This is a genomic window from Pseudomonas sp. HOU2 (genome assembly GCF_040729435.1).
GTDB lineage: Bacteria > Pseudomonadota > Gammaproteobacteria > Pseudomonadales > Pseudomonadaceae > Aquipseudomonas.
This window is the reverse complement of record NZ_CP160398.1, coordinates 1489209-1512301: the sequence shown is the minus strand read 5'-3', so window position 1 is coordinate 1512301 and position 23093 is coordinate 1489209. Positions and strand designations below refer to the sequence as shown.

Below are 23093 nucleotides of genomic sequence, written 5' to 3'. Positions count from 1 at the left end.
GCGATTCGACCTACATGTTCGGGTAAGTCGGGCCGCCAGCGCCTTCCGGCGTGACCCAGGTGATGTTCTGCGAAGGGTCCTTGATGTCACAGGTCTTGCAGTGCACGCAGTTCTGGGCGTTGATCTGGAAGCGTTTTTCGCCGTCTTCCTTGGTGATCACTTCGTACACACCGGCCGGGCAGTAGCGCTGCGCCGGTTCGTCGTACATCGGCAGGTTGCGACTCAGCGGAATGCTCGGGTCGGTCAGCTTCAGATGGCAAGGCTGTTCTTCTTCGTGGTTGGTACCGGAGATGAACACCGAGCTCAGTTTGTCGAAGCTGAGTTTGCCGTCCGGCTTCGGATAGTCGATCTTCTTGCAGTCGGCCGCGAGCTTGAGGCAGGCGTAGTCCGGTTTGGTGTCGTGCAGGGTGAACGGCAGTTTGCCGCCGAAGATGTTCTGGTCCAGCCAGTTGAAACCACCGCCGACAATCGCGCCGAACTTGTGGATCGCCGGGCCGAAGTTACGGCTGGCGAACAGTTCGTCGTAGAGCCAGCTCTTCTTGAACGCGTCGACGTAGGAGGTCAGCTCTTCGGTGCCATCCTTCTCGGCGAACAGTGCATCGGCCACCGATTCCGCGGCGAGCATGCCGGACTTCATCGCGGTGTGGCTGCCTTTGATCTTGGCGAAGTTCAGGGTGCCGAGGTCGCAACCGATCAGCGCGCCACCCTTGAAGACCATTTTCGGCAGCGAGTTCAGGCCGCCCTTGCAGATGGCGCGCGCGCCGTAGCTGACGCGTTTGCCGCCTTCCAGGTATTGCTTGAGCACCGGGTGATGCTTGAGACGCTGGAACTCGTCGAACGGCGACAGGTAAGTGTTGCTGTAGGACAGGTCCACGATCAGACCGACCACTACCTGGTTGTTTTCCAGGTGATAGAGGAACGAGCCGCCGGTGTTTTCGGTGCCCATGATGTCCAGCGGCCAGCCGGCGGTGTGCACCACGAGGCCCGGCTGGTGTTTGGCCGGGTCGATTTCCCAGATTTCTTTGAGGCCGATGCCGTAGTGCTGGGCGTCGGCATCGCTGTCGAGGTTGTAGCGCTTGATCAGTTGCTTGCCGATGTGCCCACGGCAGCCTTCGGCGAACAGCGTGTACTTGCCACGCAGTTCCATACCCGGGGTGTACAGGCCTTCTTTCGGATTGCCTTCGCGATCGACGCCCAGGTCACCGGTGATGATCCCGCGCACGATGCCGTTTTCGTCGATCAGCGCCTCCTGAGCGGCGAAGCCCGGGTAGATTTCCACACCCAGGTTCTCGGCCTGCTGGGCCAGCCAGCGGCACAGGTTGCCCAGGGAAATAATGTAGTTGCCTTCGTTGTGCATGGTCTTGGGCACAAAGAAGTCAGGAATCTTCTGCGCGCTGTCGGCGTTTTTCAGCACGAAAATATCGTCGCGGGTGACCGGGGTGTTCAGCGGGGCGCCGAGTTCTTTCCAGTCCGGGAACAGTTCATTCAGAGCGCGTGGTTCGAACACGGCACCGGAAAGGATGTGCGCGCCGACTTCGGAGCCTTTTTCGACCACGCAGACGCTGATTTCCTTACCGGCTTCGGCGGCCTTCTGCTTCAGACGGCAGGCGGCGGACAGGCCAGCGGGGCCGGCACCGACGATGACCACGTCGAATTCCATGTATTCGCGTTCCACAGGCTATCTCCTACTCAAGGCTCAACAGTTTTTTTTCTAATTTGGAGGTTCGGTGTCGTATCCGTTATTGCCTTTACGTTAACGTCAAGGGTAATAATGGGCAAACCACCTTTCTCTCTAGGCGGCGCATTATATCTACACCACTCCGAGCGTCCAATACAAACGTTTGTTTGAATCGGCTCCAGCCCAGAGAAATCAAAGAAGCACGGCTTATGAACGGCCATTTTGCCGTATTGACCGGAATAGGCGTTCCGGTCAAGATACGGGCGGTTTTGCGCTCGCCGTAGGCAGACTGGCGGTTTCAAGAGCACCTCTAAAGACAGGGCACAGGCAGTACAAGGTGATGCGCAGCGCAAGTCCGGCGCGCAGTTTACACACCGTGCGAATCAATGACCCGTTGGTCACCACTGACGAACGGTCATCGGCCCCAGCCGGCGTTTTTAGAGGTGCCCTTGTGCCCGATGAGCATCATCCGCCAGGTTCGCCTAGGCGACTTTCTTTTCACCGGAGAGTAACGAGGAATCCATGAAGGTTCTTGTAGCTGTCAAACGCGTTGTGGATTACAACGTCAAGGTTCGCGTCAAAGCGGACAATTCCGGCGTAGACCTCGCCAACGTCAAGATGTCGATGAACCCGTTCTGCGAAATCGCAGTGGAAGAAGCCGTACGCCTGAAAGAGAAAGGTGTTGCGACTGAAATCGTCGTCGTCTCCATCGGCCCGTCCACCGCTCAGGAACAGCTGCGTACCGCACTGGCTCTGGGTGCCGACCGCGCCATCCTCGTCGAATCCGCTGAAGACCTGACTTCGCTGGCCGTGGCCAAGCTGCTCAAGGCTGTGGTCGACAAGGAACAGCCTCAACTGGTGATCCTGGGCAAACAGGCCATCGACAGCGACAACAACCAGACCGGCCAGATGCTCGCTGCACTGAGCGGCTACGGTCAGGGCACATTCGCTTCGAAAGTCGAAGTGTCCGGCGACAGCGTTGCCGTGACCCGCGAAATCGACGGCGGCGCGCAGACCGTTTCGCTGAAACTGCCGGCCATCGTCACCACCGACCTGCGTTTGAACGAGCCGCGCTACGCGTCCCTGCCAAACATCATGAAAGCCAAGAAGAAGCCTCTCGAAGTGCTGACTCCGGACGCTTTGGGCGTTTCCACCGCCTCCACCAACAAGACCCTGAAAGTCGAAGCGCCGGCTGCACGCAGCGCGGGCATCAAGGTCAAGTCGGTGGCTGAACTGGTCGAGAAACTGAAAAACGAAGCGAAGGTAATCTAAAAATGACTATCTTGGTAATCGCTGAACACGACAACAAAGTGCTGGCCCCGGCCACACTGAATACCGTGGCTGCTGCTGCCAAAATCGGCGGCGACATCCACGTTCTGGTTGCAGGCCAGGGCGCTGGCGCCGTGGCTGAAGCCGCTGCGAAAATCGCTGGCGTGAGCAAAGTCCTGAACGCTGACAATGCCGCTTACGCGCATCAGCTGCCGGAAAATGTTGCGCCGCTGGTTGCAGAGCTGGGCAAGGACTACAGCCACATCCTGGCTGCCGCCACGTCCAACGGCAAAAACATCCTGCCGCGCGTTGCCGCTGCACTGAACGTTGACCAGATCTCCGAGATCATCTCGGTAGAAAGCGCCGACACCTTCAAGCGCCCGATCTACGCCGGTAACGCCATCGCTACCGTGCAGTCGACCGCCCCGGTCAAAGTGATCACCGTGCGCGCCACCGGTTTCGACCCGGTTGCCGCTGAAGGTGGTTCGGCGGCTGTTGAAGCGGTTGCTGCTGCGCACGACGCCGGCACTTCCAGCTTCGTCAGCGAAGAACTGGCCAAGTCCGATCGTCCTGAGCTGACCGCTGCCAAGATCGTCGTTTCCGGCGGCCGCGGCATGCAGAACGGTGACAACTTCAAACACCTGTACGCCCTGGCCGACAAGCTGGGCGCTGCTGTCGGTGCTTCGCGCGCCGCGGTCGACGCAGGTTTCGTCCCGAACGACATGCAGGTCGGTCAGACCGGCAAGATCGTTGCGCCACAGCTGTACATCGCCGTCGGTATCTCCGGCGCGATCCAGCACCTGGCCGGCATGAAAGACTCCAAAGTGATCGTCGCGATCAACAAGGATGAAGAAGCGCCAATCTTCCAGGTGGCCGATTACGGTCTGGTGGCGGATCTGTTCGAAGCGGTACCTGAGCTGGAGAAGCTGGTCTAATCCGGCGGCTTCACTTATAAAGAGCCCGGCCTTGTGGTCGGGCTTTTTTTTGTCTCGAATTTGAGTGGGAGTGTTTTGCCATGGATCTGCGCCGCTGGCTGTTATCGGGATTGATCCTCTTGCCGGGCATGGCTGCGGCCGCCGGCAAATGCGAGCGCCTCGTCGTCACCGGCAGCCCGGATGCGCCGCCGTACCTGTGGCAGGATCCGCAGAATCCCAAGCAGTTGATTGGCGCCAGTGCCGACCTGTTGCAGCAAGTGGCCAAGGATCTGGGGATCAAGGTCGAGCTGCTCTACGCCGGCAAACGCTCGCAGGCCCTCGATGAAGTGCGCAGCGGGCGCATGGACATGCTGGCCGACACACCGCTGATGTTCAATGAACTGGAAAACCTCGACTACATTTATCCGCCGTTGCTGGAAAACGATTACCTGGTATGGACGCGCAAAGGCTCGACGCTGGTCTACAGCGAAGCCAAAGACCTGCACGGGCACACGGGCGGGATGTCGGAAAAGTCTCGAATGACCCAGGCATTCGGCACTTTCGCCGAGCAGAATCTGACCCTGACGCGGACGGCAAACATCACCCAGGCCTTTCAGAAACTTCTGCTGGGTGAAGTGGAATATGTACTCGCCGGTCGCTACTCGGGCATGGCCGCCGCGCAGGCATTGGGCATGGCCAATGATCTGCTGGCCTTCGAGCAACCGATTGACCGGCCAGGTCTGTTCCTCGCGGTTTCGCACAACTCGGCCTGCAACGATCCGTGGTTGCGCGGACAGCTCGCTAAAAAGATGACAGAATTGCCCGCGTCCGGACTGACCGAAGCCGCGCTGCAACGCAACATCGAGCGCTGGAAGGCTCAGCAGCAACAGCCGCAGCCACCTGTCAGTGCCCCAAAACAGTAGGGATTCTTAGTGAGTATTCGACCTCTTTTCGCGGCCATGGCCGTTCTGGCCCTGGCCGGCTGCGCCAACGATCCTGCGCCCATTGAGCAAATGCGCCTGACCGAGCAGGCCATCACCCAGGCCAAGGCTGTCGGTGCGACCGCCGATGAAATGCCGGAAATGAAACTGGCCGAAGACAAGTTCAACCGGGCCAAGGGCAACATGACCGACGAGTCTTACAAGAACGCGCGCATGCGTTCCGAACAGGCCGAGCTGGATGCACGTCTGGCCGAAGCCAAGGTGCTGACGCAAAAGAGCGAAGAGCAACTGAACGTGCTCAACACCCGCATCATCCGTCTGCGCAAGCAACTGGGAGATGCCCAATGAGCCTCAAGTCCAAAGCCCTCGGCGGGTTGATTCTGGCCGGTTGCGCAAGCCTCTACGGTTGCGCCGGTCAACACAGCGAAGCCGCCTTGCAACAGGCCAGCAGCGACTTCCAGAAGGTCAAGGAAGATTCCAACGTGCTGCGTATCGCGCCCAAGGACGTGATCCGCGCCGGTGAATCGCTGGCCCGTGCCGATCGCCTGTCGACCTATTGGGGCAGCGGTTGGGACGTCGCGCATTACGCCTACCTGAGTCAGCGTTACAGCGAAATCGCCCGCGAACACACCAATCTGGTGCTCAACGAAGAGCGCGCGGCGAAGCTGGAGCTGGAGCGCCAGCGACTGCAGCTGGCCCTGCGCGAGTCCAAACTGCTGAGCGTGCAGCAGCAGGGCAAGTGGCTCGAAGAACAAATCGTCGCGCTGGCCACCACGCAAACCGATCGCGGTCTGGTCATGACCTTGGGCGACGTGCTGTTCGACACCGGCGAAGCGGAGCTGAAGAACTCGGCCAATCGCGTGGTGTTGAAGATCGTGCAGTTCCTGCAGCTCAACCCGAAACGCGTGGTGCGCATCGAGGGCTACACCGACAGCACCGGCGGCAAACAGGAAAACCTCAAGCTGTCGCGTGATCGCGCGCAAGCGGTGGCCGATGTGCTGATGGACCTCGGGATTGAGGACAAGCGCATTCAGGTCGAAGGTTACGGCGACGAGTACCCAGTGGACGCCAACGCTTCCGAGCGCGGGCGGGCACAGAACCGTCGGGTGGAAATTGTGTTCTCCGACGAAAAAGGCCAGCTCGGCGCCGCCCGCTGAGGGCTGCGTCTCTGGAAAGCCCGGCCTGTCATGCAGCGCCGGGCTTTTTTACGTCTGTCGAATAGCACGCAAATCCGTACAGTTGTAGCTGACACTGCACTGTACGGTCGACTATGGTGGCAACTGTCCCAGTACACTTCTAAACTGTTCCGGTATTGTTTCACACAAGAATAAAATGCCCGTGAAATCGAGTGCTGCGTCATGACCAACCTCTTGCTCTACCAACGTATTGCTCAACAACTGGCGGAAGACATCCGGCGTGGTGTCTATCAGCCCGGAGAACGCGTGCCGTCGGTGCGCAAGATGAGTTCGCAGCTCAATGTCAGCCATGCAACGGTGTTGCAGGCTTACGCCAATCTCGAAGATCAGGGCCTGATCCGTGCGCGGCCGCAGTCCGGTTACTACGTACACCAGACCCCGGCACTAACGGCGCCGACGCCGGACATCGCCCGGGTCGAACGGCCAGGCCTGGTCACCCGCGCCAGTATCATTCAGCAAGTGTTGGTCGAATCCCGGCGCGAGGGGGTTTTCCCATTGGGCGCGGCAGTGCCGAGCGTTGACTACTTGCCGGTGCGCGCATTGCATCAGCAACTGGCCAAGGTCACTCGTTTCCATAGTCCTCGGGCATTCAGCTACATGTTCAGCCCCGGGTTCGAACCGCTGCGCCGGCAAGTGGCGATCCGCATGCGCGACGCCGGGGTCGTGGTCGATCCGTCAGAAGTGGTGATCACCCACGGTTGTGTCGATGCGCTGCAGATGTCGCTGCGGGTGCTGACCCGTCCAGGTGATCTGATCGCGGCCGAATCGCCAACCTATTACGGCTTGCTGCAACTGGCCGACCTGCTCGGCTTGAAAGTGATCGAGATCCCCAGCGATCCGGCCACTGGCATGAGCCTCGAAGCCCTGCAACTGGCGGCCAACCAATGGTCGATCAAAGCGTTGGTTCTGACCACCCGACTAAGCAATCCACTGGGCGGCACCATGCCCGAAGAGCGGCAGAAGCAACTGCTGCGGCTGGCCTCGGATTTTGATATCCAGATCGTCGAAGACGACATCTATGGCGAGTTGATGTTCGAACAGGGCCGCACCAAAGCCCTCAAGGCCTACGATCGACTGGATCGGGTGATCTACTGCTCGAGTTTCTCCAAGACGTTGTCGCCGGGTGTGCGCGTCGGCTGGATGATTGCCGGCAAGTATCAGCAGGAAATCCAGCGTCTGCAGACTTTCACCACGCATTCGGCGTGCAGTGTCACGCAGATGGCGATTGCCGCTTATCTGGAAAATGGCGGTTATGACCGGCATTTACGGTACATCCGCCAGGAATACCGAAAAAACCTCAGTGCGTTCCAGCTGGCGGTGCAGCAGTACTTCCCCGAAGGCACGCAAATGACCCGGCCTACGGGCGGTTTCATCCTCTGGGTGAGTCTGCCGGGCAGGGTCAATACCCAGGAATTGCACGTGCGCGCCTTGCAGCAGGGCATCAGCATTGCACCGGGGCTGATCTTCAGTAATACCGAGCAGTTCAATCACTGCATTCGCCTGAACTGCGGCACGCCGTGGAATCGCGAGGCGGAAAGGGCGCTGATGACCCTCGGTTTGCTGGCGACCCAACTGTGTCAGGAAACCGCTGGCGGTTTCTGAACGAGTGGTGCGTCACGCTTGTCTTGTGACGCTCAACAAGCGAGCATATGGCCCTCTGCCGTTAGTGTTGTGGGGCTCATGAAAGCGATTTTGCCTGCTGCCTGGATTTTGCTTGGTGTGTTGACGATGGGCGATGCGCCCGGTGTCATGGCAGCCGCCGTTCAGGAAAAGCCTGCGGCGTCAGCTCCGGCGAGTAAAACCGCCAGCAGCAAAGCCGTTGCGGACAAGAAGGCTCAGGATAAAAAAGCCCCGCAGAAGAAAGCTGCTCCGCTGAAGAAGCGGCCCCCGATTGCCTCTAAGTCAAAACCGGCCAGTGAGGTGGTGAAAACCAAACTGCCGCCGGCCAAGCTCGATCTGAGTCTGCCCAAGGACATGGTTCAGCAACTCAAACCCGCCGGCACCGTGTCGCTGCCCAAGCACGAGGCGATCCTGCCGCAGATGTTCGGCGAGAAGAACAGCGGTTTCCAGCTCAACGGCCGCCTGCTCAGCAACGAAATGCAGTTGCAGCTGCGCAACGAAGAGCGCCGCGAAGTCGAAGGCGCTGCGCTGGATTTCGAGTTCAAGCAATAAATTCAATCGATCCGTGACCCGCGAACCAGACGCTTTGTCGGAGACTGGTCAGTCACATTCAGTTATCGGTAAAAACCCCGGTTCAGGGAATTTGAAACAACCGTTTTAGCGGTTACTCTGTCCGTGTCTCTTTAACACATTGCCCGTCGCGAGGACTTGCTCGTCATGAAATGCCGTGAAGGCTGTGGCGCTTGCTGTATTGCCCCTTCCATCAGTTCTGCCATTCCGGGCATGCCCGACGGCAAACCTGCCGGCGAACGTTGCGTGCAGCTGTCGGTCGAAAACCTGTGCAACATTTTCGGCCAGCCGGAGCGCCCGGCGGTCTGTTCAGGATTTGCCGCCGATGTCGAAGTCTGTGGCAGCAGCTCGGAAGAGGCGATCAAACTGATCGGCTGGTGGGAGCAGATGACGGCGGCGTGATGTGTCAAACGAACGGAACTTCAACAATAAGGAATAAGACTATGGGTTCGCTGCATCGTATCGCTGTGTTGTGTGGTTTGACGGCTGTGCTGGTTACTTCGGTTGCTCAGGCTGAGGACTGGAAAGTCGCCAAGGAGCAGGACGGGATCAAGGTCTCGCTGGCCGAAGTGCCGGGTTCCGATTACAAGTCCTATCAGGGTGTTGCCTTGATGAAGACCACCGTTGCCAAACTGCGTGCCTTGCAGGAAGACGTGTCCGGAGCCTGCGCCTGGATTCACGAGTGCAAAACCCAGAAACTGCTCAAACACGAAGGCGATCAGAGCTGGACCTACACCCAGTTCAATACGCCGTGGCCAGTCACCCCACGCGATTCGGTGCTGCACGTCACCACCGTTGAAGGTGCCGATGGCAGCCTGACCCGCAACCTCGAAGGCGTGCCGAAGTACATTCCCGAAGAGAAAGGCTTTGTCCGTGTCGCTCAGGTCAAAGGCTTCTGGAAGTTCGTGCCCAAAGGTGATCAGGTTGAAGTGACCTATCAGGTGCACACTGAACCAGGCGGCAGCGTGCCAAGCATGATTGCCAACAAGTTCGTGGTCGATGCTCCCTTCAACACCCTTAAAGCCCTGAAAGAACGCGCTGAGAAGTAATCTTCGCGCTCACAGCAAAACGCCCCGACCGATTCGGGGCGTTTTTGTTTTGTCGTTATATTGTGTTTCCAGATATGCGTTGGACGAAATTTTCACAAAGTGTTCCAGACAATTCGCCCGCGCAGCCCCGCTTGTCCGTATCCGAATGCTTGCATGAAAGAGTCGGGCAGGGCGGCAGTAATCAATGGCAATGCTGCCGTTGATCGTGCAACATTTGCGCACCGCGCACGCCCCGGGGCCTGGAATGGCCAATAGAGGGCATGGCGCCGCTGTATTTTGCAACTTCAACTTCCAATGGGTCCTAAAACGACATGGCAAACCCGGACGCCCTGAATCAGCAGCGATCTTCCACTCGCCTGCTGCAACCGACCGTCAAATCGCATCTGGCCTACACACTGTTGTGTGCCCTGGTCATGATGGTGATGTTTTCCGTGCTGCGCCTCGCGCTGCTGGTCTACAACCGCGAGATGATCCTCGATACCCCGGCTTCGACCTTCCTCGAAGCCTTCGCCAACGGCCTGCGTTTCGACCTGCGCCTGGTGGTCTACGTCTGCGTTCCGCTGCTGCTGGCACTGTTCAGTGCGCGGGCGATGGCTGCGCGGGGCTTCTTCCGTCTGTGGCTGACCGTGGCGTCCAGCATCGCGCTGTTCCTCGGTCTGATGGAAATGGACTTCTACCGTGAGTTCCACCAGCGCCTCAATGGCCTGGTGTTCCAGTACGTAAAAGAAGACCCGAAAACCGTGATGAGCATGCTCTGGTACGGTTTCCCGGTGGTGCGCTACCTGCTGGCGTGGGTCATCGGCACCGTGATCCTGACCCTGGCGTTCAAGGGCGCCGACCGCGCGACCCGGCCACGTGGCCCGTTCAGCGGCGGCAACGTCGGCACCCGTCAGGTGGCGCCGTGGTACACCCGCCTGGCGGTGTTCGTGGTCTGCCTGCTGATCTGCGTCGTGGCCGCTCGTGGCACCCTGCGCCAGGGCCCGCCGCTGCGCTGGGGTGACGTGTACACCACCGAATCGAACTTCGCCAACCAGCTCGGCCTCAACGGCACGCTGTCGCTGATCGCCGCTGCCAAAGACCGCATGGGCGAGGATCGCAACAACATCTGGAAAGCCACCCTGCCGCAGGAACAGGCGCAGAAAGTGGTGCGCGAGATGCTGGTGATGCCGGACGACAAACTGGTCGATGCCGACATCGCTGCCGTGCGTCGTGACTACACGCCACCGGCCGACAAGACCCTGCCGATCAAGAACGTGGTCGTGATCCTGATGGAAAGCATGGCCGGTCACTCGGTCGGCGCCCTGGGCGCACCGGGCAACATCACGCCTTACCTCGACAAACTGTCGAAGGAAGGCCTGCTGTTCGACCGCTTCTTCTCCAACGGCACCCACACCCACCAGGGCATGTTTGCGACCATGGCGTGCTTCCCGAACCTGCCGGGTTTCGAATACCTGATGCAGACCCCGGAAGGCAGCCACAAGCTCTCCGGCCTGCCGCAGCTGCTCAGCGCGCGCAAGTATGATGACGTGTATGTCTACAATGGCGACTTCGCCTGGGACAACCAGTCGGGCTTCTTCAGCAACCAGGGCATGACCAACTTCGTGGGTCGTAACGACTTCGTCAACCCGGTGTTCTCCGATCCGACCTGGGGCGTGTCCGACCAGGACATGTTCGACCGTGGTCTGGTGGAATTGAAGGCGCGGGAAAACGGCAAGCCGTTCTATGCGCTGCTGCAGACCCTGTCCAACCACACGCCGTATGCGTTGCCGACACCATTGCCGGTGGAGCGCGTGACTGATCGCGGCAGCCTCAACGAACACCTGACCGCCATGCGTTACGCCGACTGGGCACTGGGTCAGTTCTTCGAGAAGGCGCGCAAAGAGCCGTACTTCAAGGAAACCCTGTTCGTGATCGTCGGTGACCACGGTTTCGGCAACGAGCGCCAGATCACCGAAATGGACCTGGGCCGCTTCAACGTGCCGATGCTGATGATCGCCCCGGGCATTCAGGAGAAGTTCGGTACCCGTGACCACACCGTGGGTACGCAGATCGACATCGTGCCGACCATCATGGGTCGTCTGGGCGGCGAAGTGCGTCACCAGTGCTGGGGCCGTGACCTGCTGAACCTGCCGGAAGGCGATACCGGTTTCGGTGTGATCAAGCCGTCGGGCAGCGAGCAGACCACTGCCATCGTCACTGCCGATCAGATCCTGGTGCTGCCGAAAGAGAAGGAAATGGCGCCGAAGATCTACCAGTACCAACTGGGCGCGAACCCTTCTGCCGAGATCATTCCGGACGCACCGCGTACCGCCGAACTGAAACTCAAGCTTGAAGCGTTCCTGCAAACGGCAACCAAGAGCCTGATGGACAACACCGCCGGTGTGATCAACGGCAAGCCGGACTGATAAAACCGCTGCATAAAAAAAGAGGCCCCTGAGGGCCTCTTTTTTTTGTCTTGGGGTTTTATATCCTGCCAAGTAACAGCAAGACCAACAGCACCACCAACACCACGCCGATAATGCCCGAAGGACCGTAACCCCAACTTCTGGAGTGCGGGAAGACCGGCAGACCACCGATCAGCAACAGGATCAGGATAATGATAAGAATTGTGCCCATGTCGATTTCCTTGTTGAAAGTATTCGAGAAGTCTTGGTGTTCAAGGGCGACTGGAGGCTAACTAATTCCAGACGGCTTACCAATTCCGACCGGTGCGCGTGAAAGAAAATTCAATGTTTTTTTAATGTATTTGGTCCGCAGGCTTATTTCCTTTAAGCGCAAGATCAAAAGATCGCAGCCTTCGGCAGCTCCTACAGGAATCGGTGTAGGAGCTGCCGAAGGCTGCGATCTTTTGATCCTCCATTCAGCAACTTGATGGAGAGTGGGCGCACGCACAACCTTCGCTACACTTCGCGCAACTCCTACAGAACAACAAGGCTGTCTGCTATGCAAAATCGCATGATGATCACCGGTGCGGGCTCAGGTCTAGGTCGCGAAATCGCGCTGCGCTGGGCACGTGAAGGCTGGCAACTGGCCTTGTCCGACGTCAGCGAATCTGGCCTGCAGGAAACCCTGAAGTTGGTGCGCGAGGCCGGTGGTGACGGTTTCACCCAACGTTGCGATGTGCGTGATTACAGCCAGCTCACCGCGTTTGCCCAGGCTTGCGAGGTGAAGCTCGGCGGCATTGATGTCATCGTCAATAACGCCGGTGTGGCGTCCGGCGGATTCTTCAGCGAACTGTCGCTGGAGGATTGGGACTGGCAGATCGCGATCAACCTGATGGGGGTGGTCAAGGGCTGCAAGGCGTTCCTGCCGCTGCTCGAACAGAGCAAAGGCAAGATCATCAACATCGCTTCGATGGCTGCACTGATGCAAGGCCCGGCGATGAGCAACTACAACGTGGCCAAGGCCGGTGTAGTGGCGCTTTCGGAAAGTTTGCTGATTGAACTGGCGCAGCAGGAAGTCAGCGTACATGTGGTCTGCCCGTCGTTCTTCCAGACCAACTTGCTCGACTCGTTCCGTGGCCCGACGCCGGCCATGAAAGCCCAGGTCGGCAAGTTGCTGGAAAGTTCGCCGATCACGGCTGCCGACATCGCTGACTATATCTACCAGCAAGTGGCCGCCGGCGAGTTCATGATCCTGCCGCACGAGCAGGGGCGCATGGCCTGGGCGATCAAACAGAAGAACCCGCAACTGATCTACAACGAAATGACCAGCATGGCCGATAAAATGCGCGCCAAGGCCAGACAAACCAACGGCTGAACTTGCCCGAAGGGTGTCGCGTCGTTAGGGTGGCCGCAATGGTCACCCTGTCGAGACACATCAATGCTCAATTACCTGTGGTTTTTCCTCGCGGCGCTGTTTGAAATCGCCGGCTGTTTCGCCTTTTTCATGTGGCTGCGTCAGGGCAAAAGTGCCTTGTGGGTGATCCCGGCGCTGCTCAGCCTGACCCTGTTCGCCCTGTTGCTGACTCGCGTGGAAGCGGCTTACGCCGGGCGCGCCTATGCCGCGTATGGCGGGATCTACATCGTCGCGTCGATCGGCTGGCTGGCGGTGGTCGAGCGGGTGCGCCCGCTGGGTTCGGACTGGATCGGCGTGGCGCTGTGCGTGATCGGCGCCAGCGTGATCCTGTTCGGACCGCGATTTACTGCCGCTTGAGGCGAGACTGTTTAGCCATTTGCAGGAAACGTCTGAAGGGCGCAGCGACTCAGGATGTAGGGCAAGACTGAATTGCGCGCGACCCATTGTAGAGCGCGTGCCCACCGCGCATCTTCAGGGCTGGCTAACCCTGAAGGACGAACTCCATGCTTGTACTCAGCCGTGTTGTGGGCGAGTTGATTTCCATCGGTGACGACATATCCGTGCGCGTGTTGTCAGTCAACGGTTCCAGTGTGCGCTTTGGTGTCGAGGCGCCGCAGAAGGTCAATGTGCATCGCTCTGAAGTCTACGAGCGGATCCAGCGCAAACAGATCACTGAAAAGGTTCGCTGAGGTTTCAGTCGAACAGATGCTTGGGCACATCGTGTTTGAGCATCAACTGGCATTGCTCGCTTTCCGGATCGAACACGATCAGTGCCTGACCTTTGGTCAGCGCCTGGCGCACGCGCAACACGCGGGTCTCCAGCGGCGTGTCGTCACCGTTGTCAGTGCCGTCGCGGGTGACGAAATCCTCGATCAGGCGGGTGAGGGTATCGACTTCAAGAGCGTCGTAGGGAATCAGCATGGGCACCTCGGCTATATCAATGGCGGGATGCTACGGCGATTGGTGGTTGGCTGCCAGTTTTGTGTGGGCTGTATCGGCCTCATCGCTGACAAGCCAGCTCCCACAGGGTTTGATGGTGTACACAGACAAGTGATCCACCCCGAAAACTGTGGGAACTGGCTTGCCAGCGATGGGGCCAGGCCAGCCACCACAGAACCCCGGATCAACTGTCGGAACGCTGCCCCACAAGACTGTCCACCGACGGCACCCGGGTATCGCTTTCCATCTGCGTGTCATGCTCGATCTGATGACTGAAGCGATCCAGCGAAGCATTGGCCGGCGCCGCATCGCTGGCGAACACCGGCGGACTCAGAATATACGCCCCGAGCAAGCGACTGAGCGCCGCCAGACTGTCGATGTGCGTACGCTCATAACCATGCGTCGCATCACAGCCGAAGGCCAGCAGCGCCGTGCGGATGTCATGTCCGGCGGTCACCGCCGAGTGCGCGTCGCTGAAGTAATAGCGGAACAGGTCGCGCCTTACCGGCAGTTCGTTTTCACTGGCCAGACGCAGCAAATGCCGCGACAGGTGATAGTCGTAAGGGCCACCGGAATCCTGCATCGCCACGCTCACCGCGTGTTCGCTGGAATGCTGGCCGGGCGCGACCGGCGCGATGTCGATGCCGACGAATTCGCTGACATCCCACGGCAAGGCTGCCGCCGCGCCGCTGCCGGTTTCTTCGGTGATGGTGAACAGCGGGTGACAGTCGATCATCAACTCCTGACCGCTGTCGACGATGGCTTTGAGCGAGGCCAGCAGCGCGGCGACGCCAGCCTTGTCATCGAGGTGACGGGCACTGATGTGGCCGCTCTCGGTGAATTCCGGCAGCGGGTCGAACGCCACCACGTCACCGACGCTGATGCCCAGCGAGTCGCAGTCGGCCTTGGTTGCGCAGTAGGCATCCAGACGCAGTTCGACGTGATCCCAACTGATCGGCATCTCGTCCACCGCCGTGTTGAACGCGTGCCCGGAGGCCATCAGTGGCAACACGCTGCCGCGAATCACGCCATTGTCGGTGAACAGGCTGACCCGGCTGCCTTCGGCAAAACGGCTCGACCAGCAACCGACCGGCGCCAGGGTCAGTCGGCCGTTGTCTTTCACTGCACGCACGGCGGCGCCGATGGTATCCAGGTGCGCGGAGACAGCGCGGTCAGGGCTGTTTTTCTTGCCCTTGAGCGTGGCGCGAATGGTGCCGCGCCGGGTCATTTCGAAAGGGATGCCAAGTTCTTCCAGACGCTCGGCGACGTAACGCACGATGGTGTCGGTGAACCCGGTAGGGCTGGGAATGGCGAGCATTTCCAGCAGGACTTTCTGCAGGTAGTTGAGATCTGGTTCGGGGATTTGTGTGGTCATGGAAACTCCTGATGAGTTGAGGCGCATCGATGGTTTCGATGAGGGAATTTGTGTTGCCTGTCAGGGCCTCATCGCTGGCAAGCCAGCTCCCACAGTGATTGGGTACACCGGTAAACCTGTGGGAGCTGGCTTGCCAGCGATGGGGCCGGTTCAGGCTCTACATGATCAAGAAACAGCCGGCTGACTGTGCGGAAACAACAGATCGACAAACCGCTCCGCCGTCGGCTGCGGCTCATGATTGGCCAATCCCGCGCGTTCGTTGGCTTCGATAAACACGTACTCCGGCTGATCCGCCGCCGGCACCATCAGGTCGAGGCCAACCATTGGAATGTCCAGCGCCCGCGCCGCGCGCACTGCTGCATCAACAAGGGTGGGGTGCAGAATCGCGGTGACGTCTTCCAGCGTGCCACCGGTGTGCAGGTTAGCGGTGCGGCGCACAAACAGATGCTCGCCGGCCGGCAGAATGCTGCTGTAGTCATAACCGGCGGCGTGCAAGGTGCGCTGGGTTTCGTGGTCCAGCGGGATCTTGCTCTCGCCGCTGGTGGCCGCTTGCCGACGGCGACTTTGAGCTTCGATCAATGCACCGATCGAATGGTGCCCGTCGCCGACTACTTCGGCGGGACGGCGAATGGCTGCCGCCACCACTTCAAAACCGATCACCAGAATCCGCAGGTCGAGACCTTCGTGGAAGCTTTCCAGCAGTACGCGGCTGTCAAAATGTTTGGCGGCTTCGATGGCCTGCTGCACCTCTTCGATGCTCTGCAGATCCACCGCGACCCCCTGACCCTGTTCACCGTCGAGCGGCTTGACCACCACCCGCTGATGCTCATCGAGAAACGCCAGATTGTCGTCGGCATTGCCCGCCAGTTGCTGCGAGGGCAGCTTCAGGCCGGCGGCTTTCAACACTTTGTGGGTCAGGCTCTTGTCTTGGCACAGACTCATGCTGATTGCGCTGGTCAGGTCGCTCAGTGATTCGCGGCAACGTACCCGACGCCCGCCATGGCTAAGGGTGAACAGCCCGGCTTCGGCATCATCCACTTGCACGTCGATGCCGCGCCGATGCGCTTCCTCGACGATGATCCGCGCGTAAGGGTTGAAGTTGGCTTCCGGCCCGGGCCCGAGGAACAGCGTCTGATTGATGCCGTTCTTGCGCTTGATGGCGAAGGTCGAGAGGTTGCGAAAACCGAGTTTGGCGTAGAGGTTCTTGGCCTGACGGTTGTCATGCAGCACCGACAGATCCAGATAGCTCAAGCCGCGACTCATGAAGTGCTCGATCAAATGCCGCACCAGCACTTCGCCGACGCCCGGCCGCGAGCATTGCGGGTCAACTGCCAGGCACCACAGGCTGCTGCCGTGTTCCGGGTCGTTGAAGGCTTTCTGGTGATTGAGGCCCATGACGCTGCCGATCACCGCGCCGCTGTCTTCATCTTCAGCCAACCAGTACACCGGACCGCCCTGATGATGCGGGGTCAGTCGTGTGGCATCGATCGGCAGCATGCCGCGTGCCTGGTACAGCAGGTTGATCGCCTGCCAGTCCGCTTCGCTTTGCGCCCGGCGGATACGGAAGCCGCGAAACACCCGCGTCGCCTGGCGGTAATCGCTGAACCACAGGCGCAGAGTGTCGGATGGGTCGAGAAACAGTTGCGTCGGTTCCAGACCGAGAATCTGCTGCGGTGCGGCAACGTACAGAGCGATATCACGTTCGCCGGGCTGTTCGTTGAGCAGTTCCTGCGCCAGGGTCGCCGGATCAGGAAAGGTGTGACCGATCAGCAACCGGCCCCAACCGCAATGCACGGCAATGGGGTCGGCGCCCAGTGTGCTGCCGTCTTCGGCCAGACGCGCCTGCAAGCGTTCATACGACGGTGTCTGACCGCGTAACAGGCGTTGGTTGATCGCCGTGGCGTGAGGTTTCATCAATCAGATTCCTTGTTCACTGAGCCACAGGTTCAGGGCCGCCAGTTGCCACAGTTTCGAGCCGCGCAATGGCGTCAGTTGGCCTTGCGGATCAGTCAGCAGTTTGTCGAGCATGGCCGGGTTGAACAGGCCGCGATCCTGACTCGGATCCAGCAGCAGCTCACGCACCCAGCTCAGGGTGTCGCCCTGCAAATGCTTGAGGCCCGGTACAGGGAAATAGCCTTTCTTGCGGTCAATCACTTCACTCGGGATCACCAGCCGCGCCGCTTCTTTCAACACCTGTTTGCCGCCATCGGGCAGCTTGAACTGGCCGGGAATTCGCGCCGACAGTTCAACCAGTCGATAGTCGAGGAACGGCGTGCGCGCCTCCAGGCCCCAGGCCATGGTCATGTTGTCGACACGCTTGACCGGGTCATCCACCAGCATCACCGTGCTGTCCAGACGCAGCGCTTTATCGACCGCAGCCTCGGCGCCGGGTTGGGCGAAATGTTCCTTGACGAAGTCGCCAGCGGCGTCATTCGCGGTCAGCCATTTCGGTTGCACGGTGGCCGCGTAGTCGTCGTAGCTGCGGTCGAAAAACGCTGCGCGATAGGCCGCGTATGGATCCGCTGCGCCATCAACTTGCGGATACCAGTGATACCCGGCGAACAACTCGTCCGCGCCCTGGCCGCTTTGCACCACTTTGCAGTGCTTGGCCACTTCGCGGGACAGCAGGTAGAAGGCGATGCAGTCGTGGCTGACCATCGGCTCGCTCATCGCGCGGAACGCGGCGGGCAGTTGCTCGATGATCTCTTTTTCGTCGATGCGCAATTGATGGTGTTGCGTGCCGTAGTGTTTGGCGATCAGATCGGAATACTGAAATTCATCACCGCGCTCGCCGCCGGCATCCTGGAAACCGATGGAAAAGGTCGACAGGTTCTCAACGCCGACTTCACGCAACAGGCCGACGAGCATGCTCGAATCGACACCGCCGGAGAGCAGCACGCCGACATCCACGGCCGCACGCTGACGGATTGCCACCGCTTCACGGGTGCTGTCGAGCACGCGGTCGCGCCAGTCTTCGAGGGTCAGGTTTTTCTCGTCGTCGTGCGGGCCGTAGGGCAGGGTCCACCAGGTTTTCTGCTCGGTGCGGCCATCGGCTTCGACGCGCATCCAGGTCGCTGGCGGCAGCTTTTCGATGCCGGCGAGCAAGGTGCGTGGAGCGGGCACCACCGCGTGGAAATTCAGATAATGATTGAGCGCCACCGGATCGAGGATCGGGTTGATGTCGCCGCCCTTGAGCAGCGCCGGCAGGGCCGAGGCAAAGCGCAAACGCTGACCGGTACGCGACAGGTACAGCGGCTTGACGCCGAGACGGTCACGGGCGATGAACAGACGCTGGGCATCGCGCTCCCAGATGGCGAACGCGAACATGCCGTTGAGTTTCGGCAGCAGCGCTTCGCCCCAGGCGTGGTAGCCCTTGAGGAGCACTTCGGTGTCGCCACCGGAATAGAAGGCGTAGCCGAGCGCTTCGAGTTCGGCGCGCAGTTCCGGGAAGTTGTAGATCGCGCCGTTGAAGGCCAGGGACAAGCCCAGTTGACTGTCGATCATCGGCTGCGCCGAGCCGTCCGACAGGTCCATGATTTTCAGGCGACGATGGCCCAGGGCAATCGGCCCTTGGGCATGGAAGCCCCACGCGTCGGGGCCGCGAGGGGCCAGGTGATGGGTGATTCGCTCAACCGCTGCAAGGTCTGCAGGTTGATGATCAAAACGTAACTCGCCAGCTAATCCGCACATAAAGTCCTTACCGGTTTTTCCGTTGGGGAGGGGTCATTCAAGTCTGGCCAAAATGGCCGGTACTCAGAAACTGACCCGCTGCAGATGTGGGAGTTTTAGAACGATGAGTTATAAGCGGGGGCGACTGACCAGCGGCCAGTCGCGATTTTTCATTTGCCGCGAATCAACGTGCGCAAGGCGAAACGGTTGGGATGGCAGGCCTCGGCGACGCTTCGGGGCAGTGGCAGTGGCTCGTTGTTCAGCCACGCCGCGAGCAGTTCGCCAGACAGCGGCGCGGTGATCAGCCCGCGTGAACCGTGGCCGCTGTTGACGTACAGGCCGTCGAGCCATGGGCATGCGATGTCCGGCACTTGTCGCGCATCCTTGCTCAACACGGCAAAGGCCTGAGCGAAGGCTTCGCGGTCGGCCAGCGGGCCGACAATCGGCAGATAGTCGGGGCTGGTGCAGCGGAACGCGGCGCGTCCTTCCAGTGTTTCCGGGGTCAGCTGATTGATGTGCAGGCGCGCCACCAGATCGCTGGAGATCTCTTCGAGCATCGCCAGATTGCCCTGGTGTTCGGCGGTGGTCGGGGTCAGGTCGTCGCTGTTGAAGTCGAAGCTGGCGCCGAGGGTGTGTTCGCCCAGGCGCGCCGGGGCGACATACCCTTCGGCGCAGACCACGGTGCGCAGCGCCTGACTCTCGGCGGTTTGTGGCAGGCGCGTGATCTGCCCGCGAATGCGCTTGAGCGGCAGCTCGGCACTTTGCGCGAAGCGTTTGATCTCCGCCGCGCCCGCCAATACCACCACCGGCGCGCTGGCGAGCACGCGGTCACCGTCGAGGGCTTGCCATTGCCCGTCGACCTTGCGCAGTTCCAGCGCATCGTGATGCTTGAGCAGTTCGATGTTTGCTTGCGCCGCTTGCGCCTGGCACAGCGCGGGTGGATGCACCCAGCCCCCTTCGGGGTAGTACAAACCGCCGTGGGCCAAACCGATGCCGGCCTGCGCTTCGGCTTGCGGCTGATCAAGCCAGTGCACCAGATCTTCCGGGAATGCCGCGGCCAGTTGCGCCTGACGCTCGGCTTCCTTGGCATTGAAAGCCAATTGCAGCACGCCGCAATCGTCCCAGTCGGTGCCGCGTTGCAGGGTTTCCAGCAGGCGACGGGTGTAGCCGAAGCCGCTGACGATCAGTTGCGACAACGCAGTGCCGTGGGCCGACAGCTTCAGGTACAGCACGCCCTGCGGATTGCCCGACGCTTCCTGCGCCACCGCCTCGTGACGCTCCAGCAGACTGACTTGCCAGCCGCGCGCCGCGAGGCTGGCAGCCGTAGCGCAACCGGCCAGCCCGGCGCCGATCACCAGTGCGCGACGCTCGCCGGTCAACGGGGCAGGGCGGGCGAACCACGGTTTGTCCGGCAGCGGTGGCGCGACGTCCTGCGGCCAGCCGAGAAACTCGCCGCGCAGGATCTCCCACTTGTGGCCGATGCCCGGGGTGCGTTTCATCTTGAACCCGGCCGCGTTGAGCAGACGCCGCACCCAGCCGGTGCTGGTGAAGGTGCTGATGGTCGAGCCGGGCGCGGCCAGTCGCGCCAGTTCGGCGAACAGTTCGGCGGTCCACATGTCGGGGTTTTTCGCCGGGGCGAAACCGTCGAGAAACCACGCGTCGATCTGCGCATCGAGTTGCGGCAGTTGCTCCAGCGCATCGCCGATCAGCAGGGTCAGCGTGACCCGACCGTTACCGAGGACGATCCGCTGAAAGCCCTGATGGATCGCCACGTAATGCTTGAGCAACTGATCGGCCAGAGGCTTGAGTTCCGGCCACAGGGCCAGGGCCTGTTGCAGATCCGTCGGGCTCAACGGGTATTTTTCGACGCTGACGAAATGCAGTCGCGCACCGGCCACCGCGTGCTGTTCGAACAACTGCCAGGCGCAAAGGAAATTCAGCCCGGTGCCGAAGCCGGTTTCGCCGATCACCAGCCGCCCGTGCGCCGGCAACGCGGCAAAACGCTCGGCCAGACGGTTCTGTTCGAGGAACACGTAACGGGTTTCATCCAGCCCCGACTGGTCGGAAAAATACACGTCATCGAACACCCGCGAGCGCGGGCGTCCGTGGTCATCCCAGTCGAGTTGGGCGTGGGGCAATACAGGTTTCATGGCAGGCTCGGCAACGACAAGGCGGCCATTCTAGCCGATCGGGCGCGGGGTGCTTGATCCATGGCAAGGCTGGGTTGAGGGGGTTCAAGGAAAATTCACTGTTTGTGGCTGAAAGTGAGCTTTTCTGTGGCGAGGGAGCTTGCTCCCGCTCGGCTGCGCAGCAGTCGTAAAGCCGGCGCACGCGGTTTAACTGGAGTAACCGGGGTGAAAGGTTTTCGGGTTGCTGCGCAACCCAGCGGGAGCAAGCTCCCTCGCCACAGGGGTTCGTTCCTTCTGCTTGTTGTGGTGGGGAATTTCTGCCCTGCATCTGTGCCCAATCCGCTAGTCTTGCTGAATCCTGGAAGGAGCCGTGCCCATGTTTGAATCCGCCGAAATCGGCCATGCCATCGACAAAGAGACTTACGACGCGGCGGTGCCTGCACTGCGCGAAGCGTTGCTGGAAGCGCAGTTCGAGTTGCAGCAGCAGAAGCGTTTTCCGGTGATCGTCCTGATCAACGGCATCGAAGGCGCGGGCAAGGGCGAGACCGTCAAGTTGCTCAACGAGTGGATGGACCCGCGCCTGATCGAGGTGCGCACCTTCGATCAGCAGACCGATGAAGAACTGGCGCGGCCACCGGCCTGGCGTTACTGGCGGATGCTCCCGGCCAAGGGGCGGATGGGGATTTTCTTTGGCAACTGGTACAGCCAGATGCTCCAGGGGCGAGTTCACGGTCTATTCAAGGATCCGCGTCTGGATCAGGCAATCAACGCCGCCGAGCGTCTGGAAAAGATGCTCTGCGATGAAGGCGCGCTGATCTTCAAGTTCTGGTTTCACCTGTCCAAGAAACAGATGAAGGCTCGCCTCAAGGCGCTGGCCGACGACCCGCTGCACAGCTGGCGCATCAGCCCGCTGGACTGGCAGCAATCGCAGACCTACGACAAGTTCGTCAAATACGGCGAGCGCGTGCTGCGCCGCACCAGCCGCGACTACGCGCCGTGGCACATCATCGAAGGCATGGACGCCAACTACCGCAGCCTGGCGGTGGGCAAGATCCTGCTCGAAGGCCTGCAGAATGCGCTCAAGCGTGCGCAGGTAGAGACTGAGGAGGTCAACGCCGCACCGCTGGGCACGGCGGTCGATCAACTCAATCTGCTCGACAGCCTCGACCTCAATCAGCGGCTGGAAAAGAAAGACTACGAAGAACAACTGATTACCGAGCAGGCACGGTTGTCCGGGCTGATGCGCGACAAACGCATGCGTCGCCATGCACTGGTGGCGGTGTTCGAAGGCAACGATGCGGCGGGCAAGGGCGGGGCGATTCGCCGGGTGGCGGCGGCGCTCGATCCGCGTCAATACAATATCGTGCCGATTGCCGCGCCGACCGAGGAGGAACGTGCGCAACCGTATCTGTGGCGCTTCTGGCGACACCTGCCGGCGCGGGGCAAGTTCACCGTGTTCGATCGTTCCTGGTATGGCCGGGTGCTGGTCGAGCGGATCGAGGGCTTTTGCAGCCCGGCCGACTGGCTGCGGGCCTACAGCGAGATCAACGATTTCGAAGAGCAGATCGCCGACGCCGGGGTGATCGTCGTCAAGTTCTGGCTGGCGATCGACAAGGACACGCAGATGGAGCGCTTCCAGGCCCGCGAGCAGATTCCGTTCAAGCGCTTCAAGATCACCGAGGACGACTGGCGCAACCGCGACAAGTGGGACGCCTACCGCGCCGCTGTGGGCGACATGGTCGACCGTACCAGCACCGAGATTTCGCCCTGGACCCTGGTCGAGGCCAATGACAAGCGCTGGGCGCGGGTCAAGGTGCTGCGCACGATCAACCGCGCGCTCGAGGAAGCCTTCGAGAAATCCGACAAGCACGCGAAAAAACACAAGCACTGAGCCGATGGACACGCATACGCGAGGTGAATGATTGTCGCGGTCGGCGGCGGGCTGG

At 60.5% G+C, this 23093-nt stretch carries 21 protein-coding genes; 14 read left to right on the top strand and 7 right to left on the bottom strand.

Translation table 11 applies throughout. The annotated features are described in order from the left end of the window. Nucleotides 1-10: 10 nt before the first annotated feature. Nucleotides 11-1675 carry an electron transfer flavoprotein-ubiquinone oxidoreductase gene (locus tag ABV589_RS06695; RefSeq protein WP_367085340.1) on the bottom strand — a complete coding sequence of 555 codons (1665 nt, stop codon included), beginning with the start codon at nt 1673-1675 and terminating at the stop codon, nt 11-13. Nucleotides 1676-2200: 525 nt separating this feature from the next. Between ABV589_RS06695 and ABV589_RS06690 the strand changes: the two genes are divergently transcribed. From ABV589_RS06690 to ABV589_RS06645, 10 genes are all read left to right on the top strand, one after another. Continuing rightward, a complete protein-coding gene (locus ABV589_RS06690) occupies nt 2201-2950 on the top strand; it encodes an electron transfer flavoprotein subunit beta/FixA family protein (RefSeq protein WP_003226982.1) in 750 nt (249 codons plus the stop codon). A gap of 2 nt (nt 2951-2952) precedes the next feature. Next, nucleotides 2953-3882, top strand: coding sequence for an FAD-binding protein (locus ABV589_RS06685; RefSeq protein WP_367085339.1), 930 nt, complete (start codon nt 2953-2955; stop codon nt 3880-3882). Nucleotides 3883-3962: 80 nt separating this feature from the next. After that, nucleotides 3963-4784 carry a transporter substrate-binding domain-containing protein gene (locus ABV589_RS06680; protein ID WP_367085338.1) on the top strand — a complete coding sequence of 274 codons (822 nt, stop codon included), beginning with the start codon at nt 3963-3965 and terminating at the stop codon, nt 4782-4784. Between the two features lie 9 nt (nt 4785-4793). Next, entirely contained in the window at nt 4794-5150 is a 357-nt protein-coding gene (locus ABV589_RS06675) for a DUF4398 domain-containing protein (RefSeq protein ID WP_177325746.1), read from the top strand. After that, entirely contained in the window at nt 5147-5959 is an 813-nt protein-coding gene (locus tag ABV589_RS06670; RefSeq protein ID WP_127648898.1) for an OmpA family protein, read from the top strand. The genes ABV589_RS06675 and ABV589_RS06670 overlap by 4 nt, the downstream gene beginning before the upstream one ends. Before the next feature lie 201 nt (nt 5960-6160). Then, the gene (locus ABV589_RS06665) at nt 6161-7600 is read left to right on the top strand and encodes a PLP-dependent aminotransferase family protein (protein WP_003226969.1); all 1440 of its coding nucleotides are present in this window, start codon (nt 6161-6163) and stop codon (nt 7598-7600) included. Nucleotides 7601-7678: 78 nt separating this feature from the next. Continuing rightward, the gene (locus ABV589_RS06660; RefSeq protein WP_367085337.1) at nt 7679-8170 is read left to right on the top strand and encodes a translation initiation factor 2; all 492 of its coding nucleotides are present in this window, start codon (nt 7679-7681) and stop codon (nt 8168-8170) included. Nucleotides 8171-8335: 165 nt separating this feature from the next. After that, complete coding sequence (locus ABV589_RS06655; RefSeq protein WP_007965643.1) at nt 8336-8590, top strand: YkgJ family cysteine cluster protein; 255 nt, start codon at nt 8336-8338, stop codon at nt 8588-8590. Between the two features lie 41 nt (nt 8591-8631). Continuing rightward, nucleotides 8632-9237, top strand: coding sequence for an START domain-containing protein (locus ABV589_RS06650; RefSeq protein ID WP_367085336.1), 606 nt, complete (start codon nt 8632-8634; stop codon nt 9235-9237). 311 nt (nt 9238-9548) lie between these two features. Next, on the top strand, nt 9549-11642 hold the full coding sequence (locus ABV589_RS06645; RefSeq protein WP_367085335.1) for an LTA synthase family protein: 2094 nt from the start codon (nt 9549-9551) through the stop codon (nt 11640-11642). Nucleotides 11643-11700: 58 nt separating this feature from the next. On the opposite strand, the gene ABV589_RS06640 is transcribed toward ABV589_RS06645, so the two are convergent. Continuing rightward, the gene (locus ABV589_RS06640) at nt 11701-11859 is read right to left on the bottom strand and encodes a DUF3309 family protein (RefSeq protein ID WP_169432680.1); all 159 of its coding nucleotides are present in this window, start codon (nt 11857-11859) and stop codon (nt 11701-11703) included. Between the two features lie 321 nt (nt 11860-12180). Here ABV589_RS06640 and ABV589_RS06635 point away from each other — a divergent pair, with 321 nt between their 5' ends. From ABV589_RS06635 to csrA, 3 genes are all read left to right on the top strand, one after another. Then, a complete protein-coding gene (locus ABV589_RS06635) occupies nt 12181-12996 on the top strand; it encodes an SDR family oxidoreductase (RefSeq protein WP_367085334.1) in 816 nt (271 codons plus the stop codon). A gap of 63 nt (nt 12997-13059) precedes the next feature. Continuing rightward, nucleotides 13060-13392, top strand: coding sequence for a YnfA family protein (locus ABV589_RS06630; RefSeq protein WP_007965651.1), 333 nt, complete (start codon nt 13060-13062; stop codon nt 13390-13392). A gap of 146 nt (nt 13393-13538) precedes the next feature. Beyond that, the gene (gene csrA, locus ABV589_RS06625; protein ID WP_223007747.1) at nt 13539-13724 is read left to right on the top strand and encodes a carbon storage regulator CsrA; all 186 of its coding nucleotides are present in this window, start codon (nt 13539-13541) and stop codon (nt 13722-13724) included. Between the two features lie 4 nt (nt 13725-13728). Here the strand turns inward: csrA and ABV589_RS06620 are convergent, their stop codons facing one another. The 5 genes from ABV589_RS06620 to mnmC form a co-directional block, all read right to left on the bottom strand. Beyond that, nucleotides 13729-13956: a YheU family protein gene (locus ABV589_RS06620; protein WP_003192759.1), complete on the bottom strand. Its 228-nt coding sequence runs from the start codon at nt 13954-13956 to the stop codon at nt 13729-13731. A gap of 202 nt (nt 13957-14158) precedes the next feature. Beyond that, nucleotides 14159-15349, bottom strand: a complete 1191-nt coding sequence (locus ABV589_RS06615) for an osmoprotectant NAGGN system M42 family peptidase (RefSeq protein ID WP_105705262.1) — start codon at nt 15347-15349, stop codon at nt 14159-14161. A gap of 165 nt (nt 15350-15514) precedes the next feature. Beyond that, on the bottom strand, nt 15515-17263 hold the full coding sequence (gene ngg, locus ABV589_RS06610; protein WP_367085333.1) for an N-acetylglutaminylglutamine synthetase: 1749 nt from the start codon (nt 17261-17263) through the stop codon (nt 15515-15517). A 3-nt stretch (nt 17264-17266) separates the two neighbouring features. Continuing rightward, nucleotides 17267-19039, bottom strand: coding sequence for an N-acetylglutaminylglutamine amidotransferase (locus tag ABV589_RS06605; protein ID WP_367085332.1), 1773 nt, complete (start codon nt 19037-19039; stop codon nt 17267-17269). Nucleotides 19040-19188: 149 nt separating this feature from the next. Next, nucleotides 19189-21168, bottom strand: coding sequence for a bifunctional tRNA (5-methylaminomethyl-2-thiouridine)(34)-methyltransferase MnmD/FAD-dependent 5-carboxymethylaminomethyl-2-thiouridine(34) oxidoreductase MnmC (gene mnmC / locus ABV589_RS06600; RefSeq protein WP_367085331.1), 1980 nt, complete (start codon nt 21166-21168; stop codon nt 19189-19191). Between the two features lie 355 nt (nt 21169-21523). Between mnmC and pap the strand changes: the two genes are divergently transcribed. Continuing rightward, nucleotides 21524-23038 (top strand): polyphosphate:AMP phosphotransferase, encoded by a 1515-nt coding sequence (gene pap / locus ABV589_RS06595; RefSeq protein ID WP_367085330.1) that lies wholly within the window; start codon nt 21524-21526, stop codon nt 23036-23038. Nucleotides 23039-23093 lie beyond the last annotated feature (55 nt).

Excerpts from the sequence above, each read along its gene's own strand:
- ABV589_RS06690 (WP_003226982.1), top strand. The coding sequence starts at position 2,201 with ATGAAGGTTCTTGTAGCTGTCAAACGCGTTGTGGATTACAACGTCAAG.
- ABV589_RS06685 (WP_367085339.1), top strand. The coding sequence starts at position 2,953 with ATGACTATCTTGGTAATCGCTGAACACGACAACAAAGTGCTGGCCCCG.
- ABV589_RS06680 (WP_367085338.1), top strand. The coding sequence starts at position 3,963 with ATGGATCTGCGCCGCTGGCTGTTATCGGGATTGATCCTCTTGCCGGGC.
- ABV589_RS06670 (WP_127648898.1), top strand. The coding sequence starts at position 5,147 with ATGAGCCTCAAGTCCAAAGCCCTCGGCGGGTTGATTCTGGCCGGTTGC.
- ABV589_RS06665 (WP_003226969.1), top strand. The coding sequence starts at position 6,161 with ATGACCAACCTCTTGCTCTACCAACGTATTGCTCAACAACTGGCGGAA.
- ABV589_RS06660 (WP_367085337.1), top strand. The coding sequence starts at position 7,679 with ATGAAAGCGATTTTGCCTGCTGCCTGGATTTTGCTTGGTGTGTTGACG.
- ABV589_RS06655 (WP_007965643.1), top strand. The coding sequence starts at position 8,336 with ATGAAATGCCGTGAAGGCTGTGGCGCTTGCTGTATTGCCCCTTCCATC.
- ABV589_RS06650 (WP_367085336.1), top strand. The coding sequence starts at position 8,632 with ATGGGTTCGCTGCATCGTATCGCTGTGTTGTGTGGTTTGACGGCTGTG.
- ABV589_RS06645 (WP_367085335.1), top strand. The coding sequence starts at position 9,549 with ATGGCAAACCCGGACGCCCTGAATCAGCAGCGATCTTCCACTCGCCTG.
- ABV589_RS06635 (WP_367085334.1), top strand. The coding sequence starts at position 12,181 with ATGCAAAATCGCATGATGATCACCGGTGCGGGCTCAGGTCTAGGTCGC.
- ABV589_RS06630 (WP_007965651.1), top strand. The coding sequence starts at position 13,060 with ATGCTCAATTACCTGTGGTTTTTCCTCGCGGCGCTGTTTGAAATCGCC.
- csrA (WP_223007747.1), top strand. The coding sequence starts at position 13,539 with ATGCTTGTACTCAGCCGTGTTGTGGGCGAGTTGATTTCCATCGGTGAC.
- ABV589_RS06620 (WP_003192759.1), bottom strand. The coding sequence starts at position 13,956 with ATGCTGATTCCCTACGACGCTCTTGAAGTCGATACCCTCACCCGCCTG.
- ABV589_RS06615 (WP_105705262.1), bottom strand. The coding sequence starts at position 15,349 with ATGACCACACAAATCCCCGAACCAGATCTCAACTACCTGCAGAAAGTC.
- ngg (WP_367085333.1), bottom strand. The coding sequence starts at position 17,263 with ATGAAACCTCACGCCACGGCGATCAACCAACGCCTGTTACGCGGTCAG.
- ABV589_RS06605 (WP_367085332.1), bottom strand. The coding sequence starts at position 19,039 with ATGTGCGGATTAGCTGGCGAGTTACGTTTTGATCATCAACCTGCAGAC.
- mnmC (WP_367085331.1), bottom strand. The coding sequence starts at position 21,168 with ATGAAACCTGTATTGCCCCACGCCCAACTCGACTGGGATGACCACGGA.
- pap (WP_367085330.1), top strand. The coding sequence starts at position 21,524 with ATGTTTGAATCCGCCGAAATCGGCCATGCCATCGACAAAGAGACTTAC.